The organism is Pseudomonas sp. PDM22 (genome assembly GCF_014851965.1).
Taxonomy (GTDB): Bacteria; Pseudomonadota; Gammaproteobacteria; order Pseudomonadales; family Pseudomonadaceae; genus Pseudomonas.
Genome location: NZ_JACVAR010000001.1, coordinates 703,308 through 722,054, shown reverse-complemented (window position 1 = coordinate 722,054; position 18,747 = coordinate 703,308). Strand labels below are relative to the sequence as shown.

Sequence of the window (18,747 nt, the reverse complement as noted above, 5' to 3'; positions counted from 1 at the left end):
CGTTGGCCGCACTTGGTTATAATCGGCGGCTTGCTGACAAGCCAAACCCTGGTCCGACCGGGCCTGATTAGGAACGCGCATGTTCGAAAACCTTACAGATCGCCTCTCGCAAACGCTGCGCCACGTCACCGGCAAGGCCAAGCTGACCGAGGACAACATCAAGGACACGCTCCGCGAAGTGCGGATGGCCCTGCTGGAAGCCGACGTGGCCCTGCCGGTGGTCAAGGACTTCGTCGCCAAGATCAAGGATCGCGCGGTCGGTACCGAAGTTTCCAAGAGCCTGACCCCGGGCCAGGCCTTCGTGAAGATCGTCCAGGCCGAGCTGGTCGAGCTGATGGGCGCGGCCAACGAGGACCTCGACCTTGCTGCCGCTCCGCCGGCGGTCATCCTGATGGCCGGCCTGCAGGGCGCGGGCAAGACCACCACTGCCGGCAAGCTGGCGCGCTTCCTTAAAGAGCGCAAGAAGAAGTCCGTGCTGCTGGTATCCGCCGACGTCTATCGCCCGGCAGCGATCAAGCAGTTGGAAACCCTGGCCAACGATCTGGACGTGACCTTCTTCCCGTCCGACACCAGCCAGAAGCCGGTCGCCATCGCCGAAGCGGCGATCCGCGAAGCCAAGCTGAAGTTCATCGACGTGGTGATCGTCGACACCGCCGGCCGTCTGCACATCGACGCCGACATGATGGACGAGATCAAGCAGGTCCATGCGGCGATCAAGCCGGTGGAAACCCTGTTCGTGGTCGACGCCATGACCGGCCAGGACGCCGCCAACACCGCCAAGGCCTTCAATGATGCGCTGCCGCTGACCGGCGTGGTGCTGACCAAGGTCGATGGCGACGCCCGCGGCGGTGCCGCGCTGTCCGTGCGCGCCATCACTGGCAAGCCGATCAAGTTCCTCGGCATGGGCGAGAAGAGCGAAGCGCTCGATCCGTTCCACCCCGATCGCGTGGCCTCGCGCATCCTTGGCATGGGTGACGTGCTCAGCCTGATCGAGCAGGCCGAGCAGAGCATGGACCGCGAGAAGGCCGAGAAACTCGCGAAGAAGATCAAGAAGGGCAAGGGCTTCGACCTGGAAGACTTCCGCGATCAGCTGCAACAGATGAAGAACATGGGCGGCCTGGGCAGCCTCATGGACAAGCTGCCGATGCTCGGCGGCGTCAACCTGTCGCAGATGGGCAACGCGCAGAACGCGGCGGAGAAGCAGTTCAAGCAGATGGAGGCGATCATCAACTCCATGACTCCTGCCGAGCGCCGTGATCCGGAAGTGATCAGCGGCTCGCGCAAGCGCCGCATCGCCATGGGTTCGGGTACCCAGGTGCAGGACGTTGGTCGCCTCATCAAGCAGCACAAGCAGATGCAGAAGATGATGAAGAAGGTCACCGCCAAGGGCGGCATGGCCAAGATGATGCGCGGCATGGGGAGCATGTTCCCCGGCGGCATGCCCAAGATGTGAGGCCAGACGGCTCGCCGCCTGGCGGGCCGGACGCGCTGCGGCTTGCGGCGCGTGGCTTTAGCTCATAGAATATGCGGCCTTTCGGGCTATGTGCCCGAGGGCTGCATTTCTTTTTTGCAAGCAAACCATAGGAACAACGTACGCATGGTAACCATTCGTCTGGCTCGTGGCGGCTCCAAGAAGCGCCCGTTCTATCACCTGACCGTGACCAACAGCCGCAACGCTCGTGACGGCCGTTTCGTCGAGCGCGTCGGCTTCTTCAACCCCGTCGCCACTGGCGCTGAGCTCAAGTTCTCGGTCAACCAGGAGCGTCTGAACTACTGGCTGAGCCAAGGCGCTCAACCGTCTGAGCGTGTTGCTCAGCTGATCAAGGAAGCCGCCAAGGCTGCCTGAGATCGATGAACACGAATACTGCTCCCGCCGAGGAGATGGTTGTTCTCGGCAAGATCGTATCGGTGCACGGTATTCGTGGTGAGGTGAAGGTGTATTCCTTTACCGATCCGTTGGACAACCTGCTGGACTATCGCCGCTGGACGCTCAAGCGTGGCAACGAGGTTCGACAGGCTGAGCTGGTTCAAGGTCGCGTGCAGGGCAATGTCCTGGTCGCGAAGCTGAAGGGACTGGATGATCGCGAGATCGCCCGCACCTTCGCTGAATTCGAAATCCTGGTTCCGCGCAGCGAGCTGCCGGTGCTGGACGATGGCGAGTTCTACTGGAGCCAGTTGGAAGGTCTCAAGGTGATCGACCAGAACGGGCAACTGTTCGGGATTCTCGACCACATGCTGGAGACCGGCGCCAACGATGTGATGGTAGTCAAGCCCTGCGCAGGCAGCCTGGACGACCGTGAACGCCTGCTCCCGTATACGGATCAGTGCGTGCAATCGGTGGACCTGGAAGCCGGCGAGATGCGGGTGGACTGGGACGCGGACTTCTAACCCTTGTGGATGAGAGCCCTCAGCCGATGTGGATAGGAGTGATCAGCATCTTTCCGGAGATGTTTCGCGCCATCAGCGACTATGGCATCACGAGTCGCGCGGTCAAGCAGGAGCTGATTCAGCTGCAGTGCTTCAACCCGCGAAGCAACACCGAGGACCGTCACCAGACGGTGGACGACAGGCCTTTCGGCGGTGGTCCCGGCATGGTGATGAAAATCAAGCCGCTAGAAGGCGCACTGGGCGATGCCCGGCAAGCCGCAGGCGGACCGGCGAAGGTGATCTACCTCTCGCCGCAAGGTCGCAAGCTCACGCAGGCGGCCGTGAAAGAGCTGGCGAACGAGGAACGACTGATCCTGATCGCCGGGCGTTACGAAGGCATCGACGAGCGCTTCATTGAAGAGCATGTCGATGAGGAATGGTCAGTTGGCGATTATGTCCTGTCCGGGGGTGAGCTTCCGGCCATGGTGCTGATTGACGCGGTCACGCGGTTGTTGCCCGGTGCACTGGGCCACGTGGACTCCGCCGAGGAGGACTCCTTCACGGATGGCCTGCTCGACTGTCCGCACTACACCCGACCTGAGGTGTACGCAGACAAACGTGTTCCTGAGGTGCTGCTCAGCGGCAACCACGAACACATCCGGCGCTGGCGTTTGCAGCAGTCCTTAGGCAGGACCTGGGAACGACGTGCCGATCTTCTGGATTGCCGCTCGCTTTCTGGAGAAGAGAAAAAGCTGCTGGAGGAATACATCCGCCAGCGGAACGATAGTTAACGTATCGATGGCCCGCGCCGAGCGCAGGTCTTAGGAGCACGAAATGACCAACAAGATCATTCAGCAGATCGAAGCTGAACAGATGAGCAAAGAGATTCCGGCGTTCGCCCCCGGCGACACCGTAATCGTCCAGGTTAAAGTGAAGGAAGGCGACCGTCAGCGTCTGCAGGCCTTCGAAGGCGTTGTCATCGGCAAGCGTAACCGCGGCCTGAACAGTGCTTTCACCGTTCGCAAGATCTCCAACGGCGTAGGCGTAGAGCGTACCTTCCAGACCTACAGCCCGCTGGTTGACAGCATCTCCGTCAAGCGTCGCGGCGACGTGCGCAAGGCCAAGCTGTACTACCTCCGCGAACTGTCCGGCAAGGCAGCTCGTATCAAGGAAAAACTGGCCTAATTCGCCGGTTGTTCCCGAAAAAAGCAGCCCACGGGCTGCTTTTTTCTTGCCCGGATTTTTCCTCCCGTAATCCGGCGTTCCTCCTGCCTTCGTCAGCGCATTAGAAGCACAACATCCGCAGTACCGGCAGCCACCCTCATTGCATCAGGTAGCAGTGGCATGAGCCCCAGAGAACAGGAAATCCTCCGTCGTACGGAGCTTTCCGAAACCCGCGTGACCAAGGCGATCTTCCCGCCCACCACCAACCACCACAACACCCTGTTCGGCGGCACCGCCCTGGCCTGGATGGACGAAGTCTCGTTCATCGCCGCGACGCGCTTCTGCCGTCTGCCGCTGGTGACCGTGTCCACCGACCGCATCGACTTCAAGCACCCGATTCCCGCCGGCTCCATCGTCGAGCTGATCGGCCGGGTAGTGAAGGTCGGCAACACCAGCCTGAAGGTCGAGGTGGAAGTGTTCGTCGAGAGCATGTCCGCCGACGGCCGCGAGAAGGCCATCCACGGGCTCTTCAGCTTCGTCGCCATCGACGACGAGAAGCGTCCGGTGCCGGTCCTGCCCGGCTTCGAGGCCTGAAACGCAAGAAGGCGCCCGCGGGCACCTTCTTGCGTGATGGCTTGCCTTCAGTGACGCAGGCTGATCTTCAGCGAGGCCTGGGACAGGTCGATGTTCTGCAGGCTCAGGCTGCCCATGCTCTGGGTCTTGGGTGCGCCGGCGACGCGGATGTTGTCGAAGCGTACCTCGCCGATGGAGCTGGGCAGGCGCACGTTGATCGAGCCATCCGGGTTCAGGGACGAGGAAGCGTGCGCGGTGTCGTACTGCACGTCATGCAGCGAGGTCTCGGCATCGAGGCTGTCGACCACCGGCATCACCAGGCGCGACAGCTGCTTGATGGCGCCGACGCCATCGCCGCTCTCGGCGCTGACCAGCAGGCTCTGCAGGGTGTCGTCGAAGCCCTGGGCGCTGACGTCGCTCATCTCGCGGTCGCTCAGCGGCTTGAGGCCCTTGGGGGCTTCGTGGCGGGTGATGCTCGTCGGCGCCTGGCGCTGCACGTCGGCGCTGGCCAGCTGGAACGGGCTGAGCAGGGCGGCGACCAATGTCGCCGCCAGGCGCAGGTTGTTCTGCTTCTTCAGCGCGCGGCCGAGCTGGCGCTCGCTGATCCAGCCCTGCTGGATCAGGGTTTCGCCCAGGCGCAGTCCGTTGGTGAGCTGGAGCTGGATGGCCTTATCCAGCTGATGGGAGGTGATCAGGCCCTTGGTGACAAGGATCTGACCGAGACGGGAGTTCTGTTGGCTAGGCATGGCATGGGCTTCGTGGGGCGCTATGATGGCTAGGTGCAATCATTGTCTTTCGGACACATTCTGTCACCAGCCTAAAGATAGGCTGACATGGCCGGTCGTCAGGTTGTCAGCGCCTGCACGGTGTCGTTCCTACTCACGGCGGTCTCCGCCTCTTCTTCGATCAGCGCGATCACCGTCCAGCCACTGGCAGGGGCAAGCGGTTGCTCGGGGCTGGCTATGTGCAGCCGGCCACTGGGGTCACGGGCGAACAACAGCAGGGCACGCTGGCCATGTTGCGCCTGGTATTCGTCCCAGCCGAAGTTGTCGCTGAGCAGCGTCGAGCGGACTTCCGCGCCGCGGGCGATCAGCCCGGCCATCTGCGGGTAGGTGACGAGGCTCTGGCCCAGCGGATGACCGCGATGGCGGTCGCTGACCCGGTGCTTCTCGCTGCGACGGCTGTCCTGGCTGGAGGGCAGGATGAAGCGGTGGCGGGGGCTGAACTCGTGGCGGAAGCTCATGCACATCAGCGCGTTCAGTTCGGCGTTGGGCGACAGCGCCAGCAGGTGGCCCAGGCCGATCAGGTCGAGATGGGCCTCCGCGTGCTGCGAGGCGGGGTTGCCGAAGTAGGTCGGCAGGTGCTCCATGCGTGCCGCGCGGGTGTTCTCCCAGCTGGAGTCGGTGAGCAGCACCTTCACCCCGGCATTCTGCAGGCCGGTACCGACTGCGCGGGCCACGGGGTTGGCGCCGATGATGAGGAACCCGGTAGGCACCGGCTCGGCCACCTTCAGCAGGCGCGCCAGGGGGCGGGCGGTGGCGCTTTGCAGGATCACCGTGCCGATGATCACCAGGAAGGTCAGCGGCACCAGCACGCCGGCCTGGGCGTGGCCGGCTTCCTGCAAACGAATCGCGAAGATCGCCGAGACTGCCGCTGCGACGATGCCGCGCGGGGCTATCCAACTGAGCAGTGCGCGCTCGCGCCAGTTGAGTGATGAGCCTGCGGTGGAAACCAGTACGTTCAGCGGTCGGGCGACGAACTGGATCAGCGCCAGTACCAGCAGGGCGATCGGACCCAGCCCCAGCAGTGCCGAGAGGTCCAGTCGCGCGGCGAGCAGCACGAAGAGGCCGGAGATCAGCAGCACGCTGAGGTTCTCCTTGAAGTGCAGGATCTGCCGGACGTCGACGCCCTTCATGTTGGCCAGGCGCAGGCCCATGACGGTCACCGCCAGCAGCCCGGATTCGGACATCAGCGTGTTGGAGAGCACGAACAGGCCCAGCACCACGGACAGCGACGCCAGGTTGTGCAGGTAATCCGGCAGCCAGTGGCGGCGCAGCGCCACGCCCAGTGTCTGGCCGCCCAGCAGGCCGGCAACGATGCCGGTGCCGATCACGCTGAAGAAGGTCAGCAGGCTGTCGGTCCAGCCCGAGCCACTGTCACTGGCGGCGATGAAGGTGTAGACCACCACCGCGAGCAGGGCGCCGATGGGGTCGATGACGATGCCTTCCCAGCGCAGGATGTTGGCAATGGTGGCGTTGGGACGCACCACGCGCAGCATGGGTACGATCACTGTCGGACCTGTGACCAGGGTGAGGGTGCCGAACAGCAGCGCCATCTCCCAGGTGAAGTCCAGCAGATAGTGGGTCGCCAGGGCGATCACGCCCCAGGTGAGCAGGGCGCCGACGGTGACCATGCGCCGCACCACCGTGCCGATTTCCTTCCACTCGTCCAGGTGCAGAGTCAGGCTGCCCTCGAACAGCACGAGGGCGACCGCCAGCGACACCAGCGGAAACAGCAGTGGGCCGAACAGCATCTCCGGCGATAGCAGGTGAAGGACTGGCCCCACCAGGATGCCGGTCAGCAGCAGGAACAGGATCGCCGGCAGGCGAAGTCGCCAGGCCAGCCACTGGCTGGCGAGGGAGGCGGCGCCGATACCGGCGAGGGCGTAGTAGGTGCTGTGTTCATCCATGGAGCGACGACATCCTGCGCAAGAGTGGTGAGGGCAATACGGGATATGAAAGACTACCCGCGCCACATTTTCCTTTGCTATGGCCTGAAATGACCCCGGTTTCACATTTGCTGATCGATCGCTTCCTCGATGCCCTCTGGCTGGAGAAGGGCCTGTCCGACAACACCCGCAGTGCCTATGGCAGCGACCTTGCGCTGTTCAATGGCTGGCTCGGCGAGCACGGCGTTGCACTGGAGTCCGCCGGGCGCGACGTGATCCTCGATCACCTGGCCTGGCGTCTGGGCGAGGGCTACAAGGCCCGTTCCACGGCGCGTTTCCTGTCCGGGCTGCGCGGTTTCTACCGCTATTGCCTGCGCGAGGGCCTGATCGCCGAAGACCCGACGCTGCTGGTGGAGTTGCCGCAACTGGGCAAGCCGCTACCCAAGTCGCTGTCGGAATCGGATGTGGAAGCCTTGCTCGCGGCGCCCGAGACCGACGATCCGCTCGGCCTGCGTGACCGCACCATGCTGGAGGTGCTCTACGCCTGCGGCCTGCGCGTGAGCGAGCTGGTCGGCCTGACCCTGGAGCAGGTGAACCTGCGTCAGGGCGTGGTACGCGTGCTCGGCAAGGGCAGCAAGGAGCGCCTGGTGCCGCTGGGCGAGGAGGCGATCCGCTGGATCGAACGCTACGTGCGCGAGGCCCGTGGCGACCTGCTGGCCGGGCGGCCGAGCGACGTGCTGTTCCCCAGCCTGCGCGGCGAGCAGATGACCCGCCAGACTTTCTGGCACCGCATCAAGCTCCACGCGAAGGTGGCCGGTATCGGCAAGAGCCTGTCGCCGCACACCCTGCGCCACGCCTTCGCCACCCATCTGCTCAATCACGGCGCCGACCTGCGTGTGGTGCAGATGCTGCTGGGGCACAGCGACCTCTCCACCACGCAGATCTACACGCACATTGCCCGTGCCCGTCTGCAGGACCTGCATGCCCAGCACCACCCGCGTGGGTGAGTGGCGCTGGCAACGCATGCGTTGCCCCGCGAACGACCGGCCATGGATGGCCGGGCCGGGGCTGAACCTGGGCAGGTCGTCTCGACAGGGATGTCTACACCTTGTTCGATCTTTGCGGACCAGGCCTTAACCGCTACTCCCGCCGAAGCTTCCCGCTACAGCCTTTGGCTCGGTCTTGTCGGTCCGGTGTGATAGTCTTCGCCGACTGACATCAGGAGCTTTCCATGCGTTTGTCCCGACTTCTGACTGCCGCGGCTTTTGGCCTCGTCAGCACCCTCGCTCTGGCGGCCGAGCCGGACCAGGCGATCCGCACCACCCTGCAGTCCCTGCAGCCTGACCTGCCCATCGAGAACATCTCCAAGGGCCCCCTGGAAGGCATCTACCAGGTGCAGCTCAAGGGCGGTCGCATTCTCTATGCCAGCGCCGACGGCCAGTTCGTCGTACAGGGCAACATCTACCAGGTGAAGGACGGCAAGCCGACCAACCTGACCGAGAAGGCCGAGAGCGCGGGTGTGGCCAAGACCATCAACGCCATCGCCGCCAAGGACATGGTGGTGTTCCCGGCCAAGGGCGAAACCAAGGCGCACATCACCGTCTTCACCGACACCACCTGCCCGTACTGCCAGAAGCTGCACGCCGAAGTGCCGGAACTGCAGAAGCGCGGCATCGAAGTGCGCTACCTGGCCTTCCCGCGCCAGGGCCCGAACTCGCCGGGTGATGCCCAGCTCCAGGCCGTGTGGTGCTCCAAGGACCGTCAGGCGGCCATGAGCGACATGTTCCACGAGAAGGAAGTGAAGGCCGCCAAGTGCGAAAACCCGGTGGACGCGCAGTTCGCCCTGGGTCAGATGGTCGGTGTGCAGGGCACCCCGGCGATCATCCTCGCCGATGGCACCCTGCTGCCGGGCTACCAGCCGGCCGGCCAGATCGCCAAGCTGGCTCTGGAAGCCAAGTAAGCCGCGGCTTGCGCACTGATTGACTAATGCGGAACCGCTTCGTAATGTTCGGTTCCTTTTGACTAGGGAACAGGCAGTCCGCCTGTTCTGACATGGTGCCTGCTCCCATGCCCGCCTCGTTGCGGGCATCGGCGTCTCAGGCACCCCGATGCTGTAATCATGGGGAGTTTCAGCGTGAAACCGGTGAAAGTGGGAATCTGTGGGTTGGGGACCGTCGGTGGCGGTACCTTCAATGTACTCAAACGCAACGCCGAGGAGATTGCCCGCCGTGCCGGGCGTGGTATCGAGGTTGCGCAGATTGCCGCCCGTCGCCCCAATCCGAAGTGTGAAACCGGCAGTACCCCCATTACTGCCGACATCTTCGACGTGGCGAACAACCCGGAAATCGACGTGGTCATCGAGCTGATCGGTGGCTACACCCTGGCCCATGAGCTGGTGCTCAAGGCCATCGAGAACGGCAAGCACGTGGTCACCGCCAACAAGGCGCTGATCGCCGTGCACGGCAACGAAATCTTCGCCAAGGCCCGCGAAAAGGGCGTCATCGTCGCCTTCGAGGCCGCGGTGGCCGGCGGCATCCCGGTGATCAAGGCGATCCGCGAGGGCCTGGCCGCCAACCGCATCAACTGGCTGGCCGGCATCATCAACGGCACCGGCAACTTCATCCTCACCGAAATGCGTGAGAAGGGCCGCGCCTTCGCCGACGTGCTCAAGGAAGCCCAGGCGCTGGGCTACGCCGAAGCCGACCCGACCTTCGACGTCGAAGGCATCGATGCCGCGCACAAGCTGACCATCCTGGCGTCCATCGCCTTCGGCATTCCGCTGCAGTTCGACAAGGCCTACACCGAAGGCATCACTCAGCTGACCACCGCCGACGTGAACTACGCCGAGGCCCTGGGCTATCGCATCAAGCACCTGGGCGTCGCCCGCCGTACCGACAAGGGTATCGAGCTGCGCGTACACCCGACCCTGATTCCGGCCGACCGCCTGATCGCCAACGTGAACGGCGTGATGAACGCGGTCATGGTCAACGGCGATGCCGCGGGTTCCACGCTGTTCTACGGCGCTGGCGCCGGCATGGAGCCCACCGCTTCCTCGGTGGTCGCCGACCTGGTGGACGTGGTTCGCGCCATGACCGCCGACCCGGAGAACCGCGTGCCGCACCTGGCCTTCCAGCCGGACTCGCTCTCCGACCACCCGATCCTGCCGATCGACGCCTGCGAAAGCGCCTATTACCTGCGCATCCAGGCCAAGGACCATCCGGGCGTACTGGCCCAGGTGGCGACCATCCTCTCCGAGCGCGGCATCAACATCGAATCGATCATGCAGATGGAAGTCGAAGAGCATGACGGTCTGGTGCCGATGATCCTGGTTACCCACCGCGTGCTCGAGTCCCGCATCATCGAAGCCATCGCCGCGCTGGAAGCGCTGGATGACGTCGTCGGCAATGTCGTACGCATCCGCGTCGAACAACTGAATTAATCGGGCTGCAGGCCATGGGCGGCAGGCGGCAGGCGAAACAGCCAGAAGCCTGAGGCCCGAGGCCTGAAGCCAAAACCGAAGGTTTTGAACATGCGCTACATCAGTACCCGCGGCCAGGCGCCCGCGCTGAACTTCGAAGACGTCCTGCTCGCCGGCCTCGCCAGCGATGGCGGCCTCTACGTGCCGGAAAACCTGCCGCGCTTCACCGTCGAAGAGATCGCCTCCTGGGCCGGCCTGCCGTACCACGAACTGGCCTTCCGCGTGATGCGCCCGTTCGTTGCCGGCAGCATCTCCGACGCCGACTTCAAGAAGATCCTCGAAGAGACTTACGGTGTCTTCGCCCACAACGCCGTGGCGCCGCTGCGCCAGCTCAACGGCAACGAGTGGGTGCTGGAGCTGTTCCACGGCCCGACCCTGGCCTTCAAGGACTTCGCCCTGCAACTGCTCGGCCGCCTGCTCGACCACGTGCTGACCAAGCGCGGCGAGCGCGTGGTGATCATGGGCGCCACCTCCGGCGACACCGGCTCGGCGGCCATCGAAGGCTGCAAGGCCTGCGAGAACGTCGACATCTTCATCATGCACCCGCACAACCGTGTGTCCGAGGTGCAGCGCCGTCAGATGACTACCATCCTCGGCGAGAACATCCACAACATCGCCATCGAAGGCAACTTCGACGACTGCCAGGAGATGGTCAAGGCCAGCTTCGCCGACCAGGGCTTCCTGAAAGGCACCCGTCTGGTGGCGGTGAACTCGATCAACTGGGCGCGGATCATGGCCCAGATCGTCTACTACTTCCACGCTGCCCTGCAGCTCGGCGCACCGGCCCGCTCCGTGGCCTTCTCGGTGCCCACCGGCAACTTCGGCGACATCTTCGCCGGCTACCTGGCGCGCAACATGGGCCTGCCGGTCAGCCAGCTGATCGTCGCGACCAACCGCAACGACATCCTGCACCGCTTCATGTCCGGCAACCGCTACGACAAGGACACCCTGCACGCGTCGCTGTCGCCGTCCATGGACATCATGGTCTCGTCCAACTTCGAGCGCCTGCTGTTCGACCTGCACGGCCGCAACGGCAAGGCTGTCGCCGAGCTGATGGACAACTTCAAGGCCACCGGCAAGCTGGCCGTCGAGGATGACCGCTGGACCGAAGCGCGGCGCCTGTTCGATTCGCTGGCGGTGAGCGACGAGGAAACCTGCGAGACCATCGCCCAGGTCTTCGCCGAGTCCGGCGAGCTGCTGGACCCGCACACCGCCATCGGCGTACGTGCCGCTCGCGAGTGCCGTCGCAGCCTGGCCGTGCCCATGGTCACCCTGGGTACCGCGCATCCGGTCAAGTTCCCGGAAGCCGTGGAGAAGGCCGGCATCGAGGCTGTTCCGGCACTGCCGGCGCACCTGACCGACCTGTTCCAGCGTGAAGAACGTTGCACCGTGCTGCCGAACGAACTGGCCAAGGTCCAGGCCTTCGTCAGCGCCCACGGCAACCGCGGCAAACCGCTCTAAAGCGCGGATCGCCGTTCGAAGAAGCCCGCCTCCTGGCGGGCTTTTTCATGGCCGCGAATCGGCCTTTGGAGCATTCGCGAAACATGCCGTCATGACCAACGGTACTGACAACGGCGAACTTTATCGCCGATCGTGCGGTCTTTTTCTGCGTGTTTTTCATTTCGCAACAAGGAGATACGACATGGACCGGCTGAGCGCCCTGCTGACCGAGACCTTCGCTCCCTACGCTCCCTCCCTGGGCCCGGCACGCCCCGATGGCGGCCGTATTCTGACCCTCACCAACGACGATGGAGACGTAATTCTGCGGCGTGTCATCGAAGGCCAGCACCTGGCCGACCATGAGCAGAGCGAAGAGGCGGTGCAGACCATTCGCCGCGACCTGCTGATCTCCGAAGGCCGCATGGAGGACGATGTCGTTTCCCAGTTACGCCAGCGTGCGCAGGTGCTGAGCTACGGCACCTGATCGACCTTGCAACGAAAGCGCCGCCCAATGGGCGGCGTTTTCGTTTCCGGGCCTATAACTTGCCCAGGTACTTCAGGCGTGAGCGGATGCCGCCCGTGGTGCGGCCATGTTCACGGGCGATGGCGGCCACGGTCTCCCCGGCCTCGAAGCGCTGCAGCAGCACTGCCTCCTCTTCCGCCTGCCAGGGTTTGCCGGCCTGCTGGGGCAGGGCGCGCGGCTTCGGGGCAGGCGTTTCCAGTGCGTGGATGGCGTGGAACAGGGCGCGGATCACTTCCGGTGTCTGGCAGGGATCGTCGACGGCCAGGGGGGAGTTGTGGCGCGGGTCGATGCCCTGGGCGAGCTTGCGCAGCACAGCGAGGGTGTCGGCGAGATGGTCAGCGTTCATGGCAGCTCTCCTGGTTGTATCCGCAGATGCTTGGTGAGCCCTGATCGATTGTCTGTCGGATGCAGCGGGAGATGCGGCAGAAATGGCGGAGCCGCTGTAGGAGCAAGCTCGCTCCTACAAGAACGGTGCGGATCGCTCGCCAATAAAAAACGGCCCCGAAGGGCCGTTTCTCATCGCAGCGGGAAGGATCAGCCGCCGAGGTACGCGTCGCGCACCTTGGGGTTCACCAGCAGGTTGGCGCCGGTGTCCTGCATGACGATGCGACCGTTCTCCAGCACATAGCCGCGGTCGGCGAGCTTGAGCGCCTGGTTGGCGTTCTGCTCGACGAGGAAGACGGTCACGCCTTCCTGGCGCAGCTGTTCGACGATGTCGAAGATCTGCTGGATGATGATCGGCGCCAGGCCCAGCGACGGCTCGTCGAGCAGCAGCAGCTTGGGCTTGCTCATCAGCGCACGGCCGATGGCGAGCATCTGCTGTTCGCCGCCGGACATGGTGCCGCCGCGCTGGTTGAAACGCTCCTTCAGCCGCGGGAAGAGACCCAGGACCTTGTCCATCTGCTCCTGGTAGTCACCCTTGCTGGTGAAGAAGCCGCCCATGGCGAGGTTCTCTTCCACGGTCAGGCGGGCGAACACGCGACGGCCTTCGGGCACGACGGCGATGCTCTTGCGCATGATCACGGAGGACTCCTTGCCGACCAGCTCTTCGCCCATGTAGGTGATGCTGCCGGAGGAGGCGCGCGGCGAGCCGCACAGGGTCATCAGCAGGGTCGACTTGCCGGCGCCGTTGGCGCCGATCAGGGTGACGATCTCACCCTGCTGGACTTCCATGCTGACGTCGTGCAGCGCCTGGATCTTGCCGTAGAAGGTGGAAACCTTGTCGAACTTCAGCATGACTCAGGACTCCCCCAGATAGGCTTTGATCACATCCGGGTTGCCGCGGATTTCCTCCGGGGTGCCGTCCGCCAGCGGGGTACCCTGGTTGATCACGTAGATGTGGTCGGAAATGCTCATCACCAGCTTCATGTCGTGCTCGATGAGCAGGACAGTGACGCCGTGCTCGGAGCGCAGCATGGCGATCAGCGCCTTGAGGTCCTCGGTTTCCCGCGGGTTCAGGCCGGCCGCCGGCTCGTCCAGCATCAGCAGCTGCGGACGGGTCATCATGCAGCGGGCGATCTCCAGGCGGCGCTGCTGGCCGTAGGCGAGGGTGCCCGCCGGACGGTTGGCGATGTCCTTGAGGTTGACGATTTCCAGCCAGTGGGAGGCGTAGTCCAGGGCCTCGGCTTCCGCGCGACGGAAGGCCGGGGTCTTGAGCAGGCCGGCGAGGAAGTTGGTGTTGATGTGCCGGTGTTGCGCCACCAGCAGGTTCTCCACCGCGGTCATCTCCTTGAACAGACGTACGTTCTGGAAGGTCCGCACCACGCCCTTGTGGGCGATCTTGTGACCCGGCAGGCCCTGGATGGGCTCGCCGCGCAGCAGGATTTCGCCGCCGGTGGGCGCGTAGAAGCCGGTCAGGCAGTTGAACACGGTGGTCTTGCCGGCGCCGTTGGGGCCGATCATCGAGATCACCTGTTTCTCCTGGACCTTCAGGGCGACGTTGTTGACGGCCAGCAGCCCGCCGAAGCGCATGGTGAGGCCGGCTACTTCAAGAATCGGTCGGCTCATTTTCGCAACTCCAGGTGCGGGCGCTGCATGGGCAGAAGCCCCTGCGGACGCCAGATCATCATCAGCACCATGAGGGCGCCGAACATCAGCATGCGGTACTCGCTGAACTCACGCATCAGTTCGGGCAGCAAGATCATCACCACGGCGGCCAGGATGACGCCGAGCTGGGAACCCATGCCACCCAGCACCACGATGGCGAGGATGATGGCCGATTCGATGAAGGTGAACGACTCCGGTGTGACCAGGCCCTGGCGCGCGGCGAAGAAGCTGCCGGCGAAACCGGCGAAGCAGGCGCCGAGGGTGAAGGCGGAGAGCTTGATCAGCGTCGGGTTCAGACCCAGCGCGCGGCAGGCGATCTCGTCTTCGCGCAGGGCTTCCCAGGCGCGGCCCAGAGGCATGCGCAGCAGACGGTTGATCACGAACAGGACCAGCAGCACCAGCAGCAGCGCGACCAGGTAGAGGAACACGACCTTGTAGTTCGAGTTGTAGGCGATGCCGAAGAACTCGTGGAAGGTCTGCATTCCCTCGGGGGCGCGGCGCTCGAAAGTGAGGCCGAACAGCGTCGGCTTCTCGATGTTGCTGATGCCGTTGGGGCCGCCGGTGAGCCAGGTCATGTTGCGCAGCAGGATGCGGATGATCTCGCCGAAGCCCAGGGTCACGATCGCGAGGTAGTCACCGCGCAACCTCAACACCGGGAAGCCGAGGATGAAGCCGAAGAACGCGGCCATCAGGCCGGCGATCGGCAGGCACACCCAGAAGCCCAGGCCGTAGTAGTGCGACAGCAGCGCGTAGCTGTAGGCGCCCACGGCGTAGAAGCCGACGTAGCCGAGGTCGAGCAGGCCGGCCAGGCCCACGACGATGTTCAGGCCCAGGCCCAGCAGAACGTAGATCAGGATCAGGGTGGCGATGTCCACCGCGCCGCGCGAGCCGAAGAACGGCCAGGCTAGGGCGACGAGAATCAGCACCATGATGATCTTGCGTTGCACGGAGGCGTGGGTCAGACGTTCGGCCAGCTTGGTGTGCGGGTGCGACAGCGCCTGTTTCACGCTGCCGCCGAAGGCGAAGCGATCACGCACCAGTTGCCAGACGAACATCAGCACGGCGCAGGCGGCGATGGTCCACAGGCGGGCAGGGCTGACGTTCTCCAGCTGCAGGCCGATGCCGATCACGCTGAGCTTGATGCCCAGCACCGGATAGGCGACGGCCATCACCAGCAGGGCGCTGAAGAAGGCGGTCTTGAGTTTCTGGCTCATACCTTTTCCACCTCCGGGCGACCGAGCAGGCCAGTGGGGCGGAAGAGCAGCACGAGCACCAACAGGGTGAACGCCACCACGTCCTTGTACTGGTCACCGAACACGTCGGCGCCAAAGGCTTCGGCAACGCCCAGCACCAGGCCGCCGAGCATGGCGCCCGGAATGCTGCCAATGCCACCCAGCACCGCGGCGGTGAACGCCTTGATGCCGGCGAGGAAGCCGATATGCGGGTTGATCACGCCATACTGCAGGCCCAGCAGCACCGCGGCCACGGCGGCCAGGGTGGCGCCGATGACGAAGGTCAGGGCGATGATGTTGTTGGTGTTGATGCCCAGCAGGTTGGCCATCTTCAGGTCTTCCGCGCAGGCACGACAGGCGCGCCCCAGGCGGGAGCGGGAAATGAACATGGACAGGCCGTACATGGTCAGCAGGGTGACGATGAAGATCAGCACCTGCATGTACGAGATGGTCACGCCGGTCATCTCGTCCGCGCCGATGATGAAGTTGCCCGGCAGCAGGTTGGGGATTGCCTTGTCCTTGGAATCCTGGGCCAGCAGAACCTCGTTCTGCAGGAAGATCGACATGCCGATCGCGGAGATCAGCGGAATCAGCCGGTTGCTTCCACGCAGGGGCCGATAGGCGATCCGTTCGATGGTGTAGCCGTAGGCGCTGGTGACGATGATCGCCGCGGCGAAGGTGCAGATGATAACGACAGGGAGACTAACGATCCCCATCATGGCCAGCCCCGTGATCACGATGAAGGCTACGTACGAGCCAATCATGTACACCTCGCCATGGGCGAAGTTGATCATGCCGATGATGCCGTAGACCATGGTGTAGCCGATGGCGATCAGGGCATAGGTGCTGCCGACGGTGAGGCCGTTGATCAGCTGTTGCAGGTAGTGATAGAGCTCAGGCATTACCTAACTCCTCGGGCGTCGCGTGAAGCGGCGCTTGTGGCGCGACGGACCCCCGGAATACTCGGATAAACAAAGCCCACTGCGTGGGCAGTGGGCTTTGTGTGGCGGCGGGTGGCTTACTTGGCTTCGGTCTTGGTGCCGTCCTTGTGCCACTGGTAGACCACGAAGTTGAAGTTCTTCAGGTCGCCCTTCTCGTCGAAGCCCAGGTCACCGGTGGGAGTCGCGAAGGTGTTGGCGCGCAGAGCGGCTGCCACCTTGTCGGTGTCTTCGCTGCCGGCTTTCTTGATGCCTTCGGCGATGACCTGGACGGCGGCGTAGGCCGGGAACACGAACGGACCGCTCGGGTCTTCGTTCTTGGCCTTGAAGGCGTCAACCAGGGCCTGGTTCTTCGGATCCTGGTCGAAGGACTTCGGCAGGGTCACGTAGAGGCCTTCGGAAGCCGGGCCGGCGATGGCGGAGATCTCTTTGTTACCCACGCCTTCCGGGCCCATGAAGCCGACTTTCAGGCCTTTCTCGGAAGCCTGGCGCAGGATCAGGCCCAGCTCCGGGTGGTAGCCGCCGTAGTAGACGAAGTCGACCTTGGCCTGCTTGAGCTTGGCGATCATCGCGGAGAAGTCCTTGTCGCCGGCGTTGATGCCTTCGAACAGGGCGACCTTGATGCCAGCGTCTTCCAGGGTCTTCTTCACGGCAGTGGCGATGCCTTCGCCGTACTGCTGCTTGTCGTGGATCACGGCCACGGTCTTGGGCTTGATGTGCTCGGCGATGAACTTGCCGGCGGTCGGGCCCTGCAGGCTGTCCAGACCGATGGTGCGGAAGATCAGCTTGTAGCCACGGGAAGTGATGTCCGGGCTGGTGGAAGCGGCGGTGATCATCATCACGCCTTCGTCTTCGTAGATGTCCGAAGCCGGTTGAGTGGAGCTGGAGCACAGGTGGCCAACGACGAACTTGACGCCATCGTTGACGATCTTGTTGGCAACGGCCACGGCTTGTTTCGGATCGCAAGCGTCGTCGTAGACCACGCCTTCGAGTTGCTTGCCGTCGACGCCGCCGGCCTTGTTGATCTGCTCAATGGCCATCTTCGCGCCAATGAACTGCATCTCCCCATACTGGGCGACTGCGCCGGTCACCGGGCCGGCCAGAGCAATCTTGATGGTGTCGGCGGCCATGGAGAAGCTGGCAACGCCGGCCAGGGCCATGGCGGTGAACAGCTGGGAAAGACGCTGAGTACCCTTTTTCATAATGCTCCACTCTTCTTGTGTTTTCGTTTTTGTAGTCCTGGTCGCCAGCGGCTCACCGGACCGGGATTGCCCCGGACAGACCCACCGGCAACTGTACCGGTACAGTGTAGAGTGCCGCCGGACCGCTTGAAAAGCGGGTGGCGGGCAGCCGATTGTGGGCATGTCGCAAGATTGAAACAAACGTACAGAAAAACGGCGCTGTATGACTTTTCCTTGTGGGTTTCCGTCACCAGCGAAAACGCCGTCCGAACCTTGCCTGGCGCGGTCCCGGCGCTATCATGGCGCCGTTCGTTTACCAGGTGAGATTCATGACTGAACAAGCTAGCACCCTCTATGCCAAGTTGCTTGGCGAAACCGCGAAGATTTCCTGGCAGGAGCTCGCGCCCTTCTTCGCCCGCGGCAACCTGCTCAAGGTCGCGGCTTGCGCCGATCTGGTGGAGGTCGCGATGGGCGTGGCCGAGGACGACCGGACCAAGGTTGCCGCCTGGCTGGCCAGTGGTGATCTGAGCAAGGTCGACGAAAAGCTGGCGCAGGACTTCCACGACCGTGACCCGGAACTCTGGGCGGTGGTGATTGCGCCCTGGGTGTTGGTTCAAGAAAGAGTTCGAAAAGAGTCCGTGCACTGACGCAGGGCGATTTCCAATTCGAAAAGGCCGGCTAGACTGTCGGGATTCCATAGAAGGAGATTCGCCATGTTCGAACCGGGCCATCTGCATCTCCAGTCCCTGCCGGGGCTGGGGCAGCAGGAGATTGACGCTCACATCAACTATGAAGTCCGCAAGGATGTGGAAAAGGGCACCATCGTCCACTTCACCATGAAGGGCGAAATCGACGGTAATTCCTTTACCGAAGAGTGGGACATGCCCAAGGAGCAGGCCTTCAACTTTGCCAGCGATGCCACCCGCATTGCGCAGAAGCATGGCCTGCATCCACGGTTCGGCTCGATGGTGCGCAACCACAAGGAGTACGACGCGATGTTCGAGGACATCCGCCAGAAACTCGGCACCAACCCTGGCGACCCGATCGACCTGGACAAGGTCATCCACGGCGATTCGTAAGCGACGCATTCAAAGAAAAGCCCGGCCATGTGCCGGGCTTTTTGTTGTGCGTCATCTG

At 63.6% G+C, this 18,747-nt stretch carries 21 protein-coding genes; 13 read left to right on the top strand and 8 right to left on the bottom strand.

What is annotated here, in order from left to right:
- Positions 1–79 precede the first annotated feature (79 nt).
- From ffh to IB255_RS03540, 6 genes are all read left to right on the top strand, one after another.
- Positions 80–1,453, top strand: a complete 1,374-nt coding sequence (gene ffh / locus IB255_RS03565) for a signal recognition particle protein (RefSeq protein WP_081515914.1) — start codon at positions 80–82, stop codon at positions 1,451–1,453.
- A gap of 144 nt (positions 1,454–1,597) precedes the next feature.
- A complete protein-coding gene (rpsP, locus tag IB255_RS03560; protein WP_081515913.1) occupies positions 1,598–1,846 on the top strand; it encodes a 30S ribosomal protein S16 in 249 nt (82 codons plus the stop codon).
- Between the two features lie 5 nt (positions 1,847–1,851).
- Positions 1,852–2,388 (top strand): ribosome maturation factor RimM, encoded by a 537-nt coding sequence (gene rimM / locus IB255_RS03555; protein ID WP_081515912.1) that lies wholly within the window; start codon positions 1,852–1,854, stop codon positions 2,386–2,388.
- A gap of 26 nt (positions 2,389–2,414) precedes the next feature.
- Positions 2,415–3,158, top strand: coding sequence for a tRNA (guanosine(37)-N1)-methyltransferase TrmD (trmD, locus tag IB255_RS03550; RefSeq protein ID WP_152225264.1), 744 nt, complete (start codon positions 2,415–2,417; stop codon positions 3,156–3,158).
- A 43-nt stretch (positions 3,159–3,201) separates the two neighbouring features.
- A complete protein-coding gene (gene rplS / locus IB255_RS03545) occupies positions 3,202–3,552 on the top strand; it encodes a 50S ribosomal protein L19 (RefSeq protein ID WP_017522234.1) in 351 nt (116 codons plus the stop codon).
- Positions 3,553–3,711: 159 nt separating this feature from the next.
- The gene (locus tag IB255_RS03540) at positions 3,712–4,125 is read left to right on the top strand and encodes an acyl-CoA thioesterase (protein WP_026079396.1); all 414 of its coding nucleotides are present in this window, start codon (positions 3,712–3,714) and stop codon (positions 4,123–4,125) included.
- Between the two features lie 47 nt (positions 4,126–4,172).
- On the opposite strand, the gene IB255_RS03535 is transcribed toward IB255_RS03540, so the two are convergent.
- Both IB255_RS03535 and IB255_RS03530 read right to left on the bottom strand, forming a co-directional pair.
- Positions 4,173–4,850: a hypothetical protein gene (locus IB255_RS03535; RefSeq protein ID WP_081515911.1), complete on the bottom strand. Its 678-nt coding sequence runs from the start codon at positions 4,848–4,850 to the stop codon at positions 4,173–4,175.
- Between the two features lie 98 nt (positions 4,851–4,948).
- Positions 4,949–6,793 (bottom strand): cation:proton antiporter, encoded by a 1,845-nt coding sequence (locus IB255_RS03530; RefSeq protein WP_192209806.1) that lies wholly within the window; start codon positions 6,791–6,793, stop codon positions 4,949–4,951.
- Between the two features lie 89 nt (positions 6,794–6,882).
- Between IB255_RS03530 and xerD the strand changes: the two genes are divergently transcribed.
- The 5 genes from xerD (at position 6,883) to IB255_RS03505 (ending at position 12,174) form a co-directional block, all read left to right on the top strand.
- Complete coding sequence (gene xerD, locus IB255_RS03525; protein ID WP_081515909.1) at positions 6,883–7,779, top strand: site-specific tyrosine recombinase XerD; 897 nt, start codon at positions 6,883–6,885, stop codon at positions 7,777–7,779.
- 224 nt (positions 7,780–8,003) lie between these two features.
- Entirely contained in the window at positions 8,004–8,732 is a 729-nt protein-coding gene (locus tag IB255_RS03520) for a disulfide isomerase DsbC N-terminal domain-containing protein (protein ID WP_081515907.1), read from the top strand.
- A gap of 174 nt (positions 8,733–8,906) precedes the next feature.
- A complete protein-coding gene (locus IB255_RS03515; protein ID WP_024766890.1) occupies positions 8,907–10,211 on the top strand; it encodes a homoserine dehydrogenase in 1,305 nt (434 codons plus the stop codon).
- A 90-nt stretch (positions 10,212–10,301) separates the two neighbouring features.
- Entirely contained in the window at positions 10,302–11,711 is a 1,410-nt protein-coding gene (thrC, locus tag IB255_RS03510) for a threonine synthase (RefSeq protein ID WP_081515905.1), read from the top strand.
- 181 nt (positions 11,712–11,892) lie between these two features.
- Positions 11,893–12,174, top strand: coding sequence for a DUF3509 domain-containing protein (locus tag IB255_RS03505; protein ID WP_081515903.1), 282 nt, complete (start codon positions 11,893–11,895; stop codon positions 12,172–12,174).
- A gap of 52 nt (positions 12,175–12,226) precedes the next feature.
- On the opposite strand, the gene IB255_RS03500 is transcribed toward IB255_RS03505, so the two are convergent.
- The 6 genes from IB255_RS03500 to IB255_RS03475 all read right to left on the bottom strand — a co-directional run bounded on the left by IB255_RS03500 (position 12,227) and on the right by IB255_RS03475 (position 17,631).
- Positions 12,227–12,559, bottom strand: coding sequence for a hypothetical protein (locus IB255_RS03500; RefSeq protein WP_081515901.1), 333 nt, complete (start codon positions 12,557–12,559; stop codon positions 12,227–12,229).
- Positions 12,560–12,747: 188 nt separating this feature from the next.
- The gene (locus tag IB255_RS03495) at positions 12,748–13,449 is read right to left on the bottom strand and encodes an ABC transporter ATP-binding protein (RefSeq protein WP_045210454.1); all 702 of its coding nucleotides are present in this window, start codon (positions 13,447–13,449) and stop codon (positions 12,748–12,750) included.
- 3 nt (positions 13,450–13,452) lie between these two features.
- Positions 13,453–14,220 carry a high-affinity branched-chain amino acid ABC transporter ATP-binding protein LivG gene (gene livG / locus IB255_RS03490; RefSeq protein ID WP_081515899.1) on the bottom strand — a complete coding sequence of 256 codons (768 nt, stop codon included), beginning with the start codon at positions 14,218–14,220 and terminating at the stop codon, positions 13,453–13,455.
- A complete protein-coding gene (locus IB255_RS03485; RefSeq protein ID WP_081515897.1) occupies positions 14,217–15,473 on the bottom strand; it encodes a high-affinity branched-chain amino acid ABC transporter permease LivM in 1,257 nt (418 codons plus the stop codon). Before IB255_RS03485 ends, livG begins: the two co-directional genes overlap by 4 nt.
- Positions 15,470–16,393, bottom strand: coding sequence for a high-affinity branched-chain amino acid ABC transporter permease LivH (gene livH / locus IB255_RS03480; protein WP_081515895.1), 924 nt, complete (start codon positions 16,391–16,393; stop codon positions 15,470–15,472). The genes IB255_RS03485 and livH overlap by 4 nt, the downstream gene beginning before the upstream one ends.
- A gap of 116 nt (positions 16,394–16,509) precedes the next feature.
- A complete protein-coding gene (locus IB255_RS03475) occupies positions 16,510–17,631 on the bottom strand; it encodes a branched-chain amino acid ABC transporter substrate-binding protein (RefSeq protein WP_081515893.1) in 1,122 nt (373 codons plus the stop codon).
- A 308-nt stretch (positions 17,632–17,939) separates the two neighbouring features.
- Between IB255_RS03475 and IB255_RS03470 the strand changes: the two genes are divergently transcribed.
- Together IB255_RS03470 and IB255_RS03465 are read left to right on the top strand one after the other, a co-directional pair.
- Positions 17,940–18,257: a DUF2288 domain-containing protein gene (locus tag IB255_RS03470; protein ID WP_081515892.1), complete on the top strand. Its 318-nt coding sequence runs from the start codon at positions 17,940–17,942 to the stop codon at positions 18,255–18,257.
- 66 nt (positions 18,258–18,323) lie between these two features.
- Complete coding sequence (locus IB255_RS03465) at positions 18,324–18,689, top strand: DUF5064 family protein (protein ID WP_081515890.1); 366 nt, start codon at positions 18,324–18,326, stop codon at positions 18,687–18,689.
- The last annotated feature ends 58 nt before the right edge of the window (positions 18,690–18,747 follow it).

Excerpts from the sequence above, each read along its gene's own strand:
- IB255_RS03470 (WP_081515892.1), top strand. The coding sequence starts at position 17,940 with ATGACTGAACAAGCTAGCACCCTCTATGCCAAGTTGCTTGGCGAAACC.
- trmD (WP_152225264.1), top strand. The coding sequence starts at position 2,415 with ATGTGGATAGGAGTGATCAGCATCTTTCCGGAGATGTTTCGCGCCATC.
- IB255_RS03465 (WP_081515890.1), top strand. The coding sequence starts at position 18,324 with ATGTTCGAACCGGGCCATCTGCATCTCCAGTCCCTGCCGGGGCTGGGG.
- IB255_RS03475 (WP_081515893.1), bottom strand. The coding sequence starts at position 17,631 with ATGAAAAAGGGTACTCAGCGTCTTTCCCAGCTGTTCACCGCCATGGCC.
- IB255_RS03495 (WP_045210454.1), bottom strand. The coding sequence starts at position 13,449 with ATGCTGAAGTTCGACAAGGTTTCCACCTTCTACGGCAAGATCCAGGCG.
- IB255_RS03530 (WP_192209806.1), bottom strand. The coding sequence starts at position 6,793 with ATGGATGAACACAGCACCTACTACGCCCTCGCCGGTATCGGCGCCGCC.
- livG (WP_081515899.1), bottom strand. The coding sequence starts at position 14,220 with ATGAGCCGACCGATTCTTGAAGTAGCCGGCCTCACCATGCGCTTCGGC.
- IB255_RS03505 (WP_081515903.1), top strand. The coding sequence starts at position 11,893 with ATGGACCGGCTGAGCGCCCTGCTGACCGAGACCTTCGCTCCCTACGCT.
- rimM (WP_081515912.1), top strand. The coding sequence starts at position 1,852 with ATGAACACGAATACTGCTCCCGCCGAGGAGATGGTTGTTCTCGGCAAG.
- IB255_RS03535 (WP_081515911.1), bottom strand. The coding sequence starts at position 4,850 with ATGCCTAGCCAACAGAACTCCCGTCTCGGTCAGATCCTTGTCACCAAG.
- IB255_RS03500 (WP_081515901.1), bottom strand. The coding sequence starts at position 12,559 with ATGAACGCTGACCATCTCGCCGACACCCTCGCTGTGCTGCGCAAGCTC.
- rplS (WP_017522234.1), top strand. The coding sequence starts at position 3,202 with ATGACCAACAAGATCATTCAGCAGATCGAAGCTGAACAGATGAGCAAA.
- thrC (WP_081515905.1), top strand. The coding sequence starts at position 10,302 with ATGCGCTACATCAGTACCCGCGGCCAGGCGCCCGCGCTGAACTTCGAA.
- IB255_RS03540 (WP_026079396.1), top strand. The coding sequence starts at position 3,712 with ATGAGCCCCAGAGAACAGGAAATCCTCCGTCGTACGGAGCTTTCCGAA.
- livH (WP_081515895.1), bottom strand. The coding sequence starts at position 16,393 with ATGCCTGAGCTCTATCACTACCTGCAACAGCTGATCAACGGCCTCACC.
- xerD (WP_081515909.1), top strand. The coding sequence starts at position 6,883 with ATGACCCCGGTTTCACATTTGCTGATCGATCGCTTCCTCGATGCCCTC.
- IB255_RS03520 (WP_081515907.1), top strand. The coding sequence starts at position 8,004 with ATGCGTTTGTCCCGACTTCTGACTGCCGCGGCTTTTGGCCTCGTCAGC.
- IB255_RS03485 (WP_081515897.1), bottom strand. The coding sequence starts at position 15,473 with ATGAGCCAGAAACTCAAGACCGCCTTCTTCAGCGCCCTGCTGGTGATG.
- ffh (WP_081515914.1), top strand. The coding sequence starts at position 80 with ATGTTCGAAAACCTTACAGATCGCCTCTCGCAAACGCTGCGCCACGTC.
- rpsP (WP_081515913.1), top strand. The coding sequence starts at position 1,598 with ATGGTAACCATTCGTCTGGCTCGTGGCGGCTCCAAGAAGCGCCCGTTC.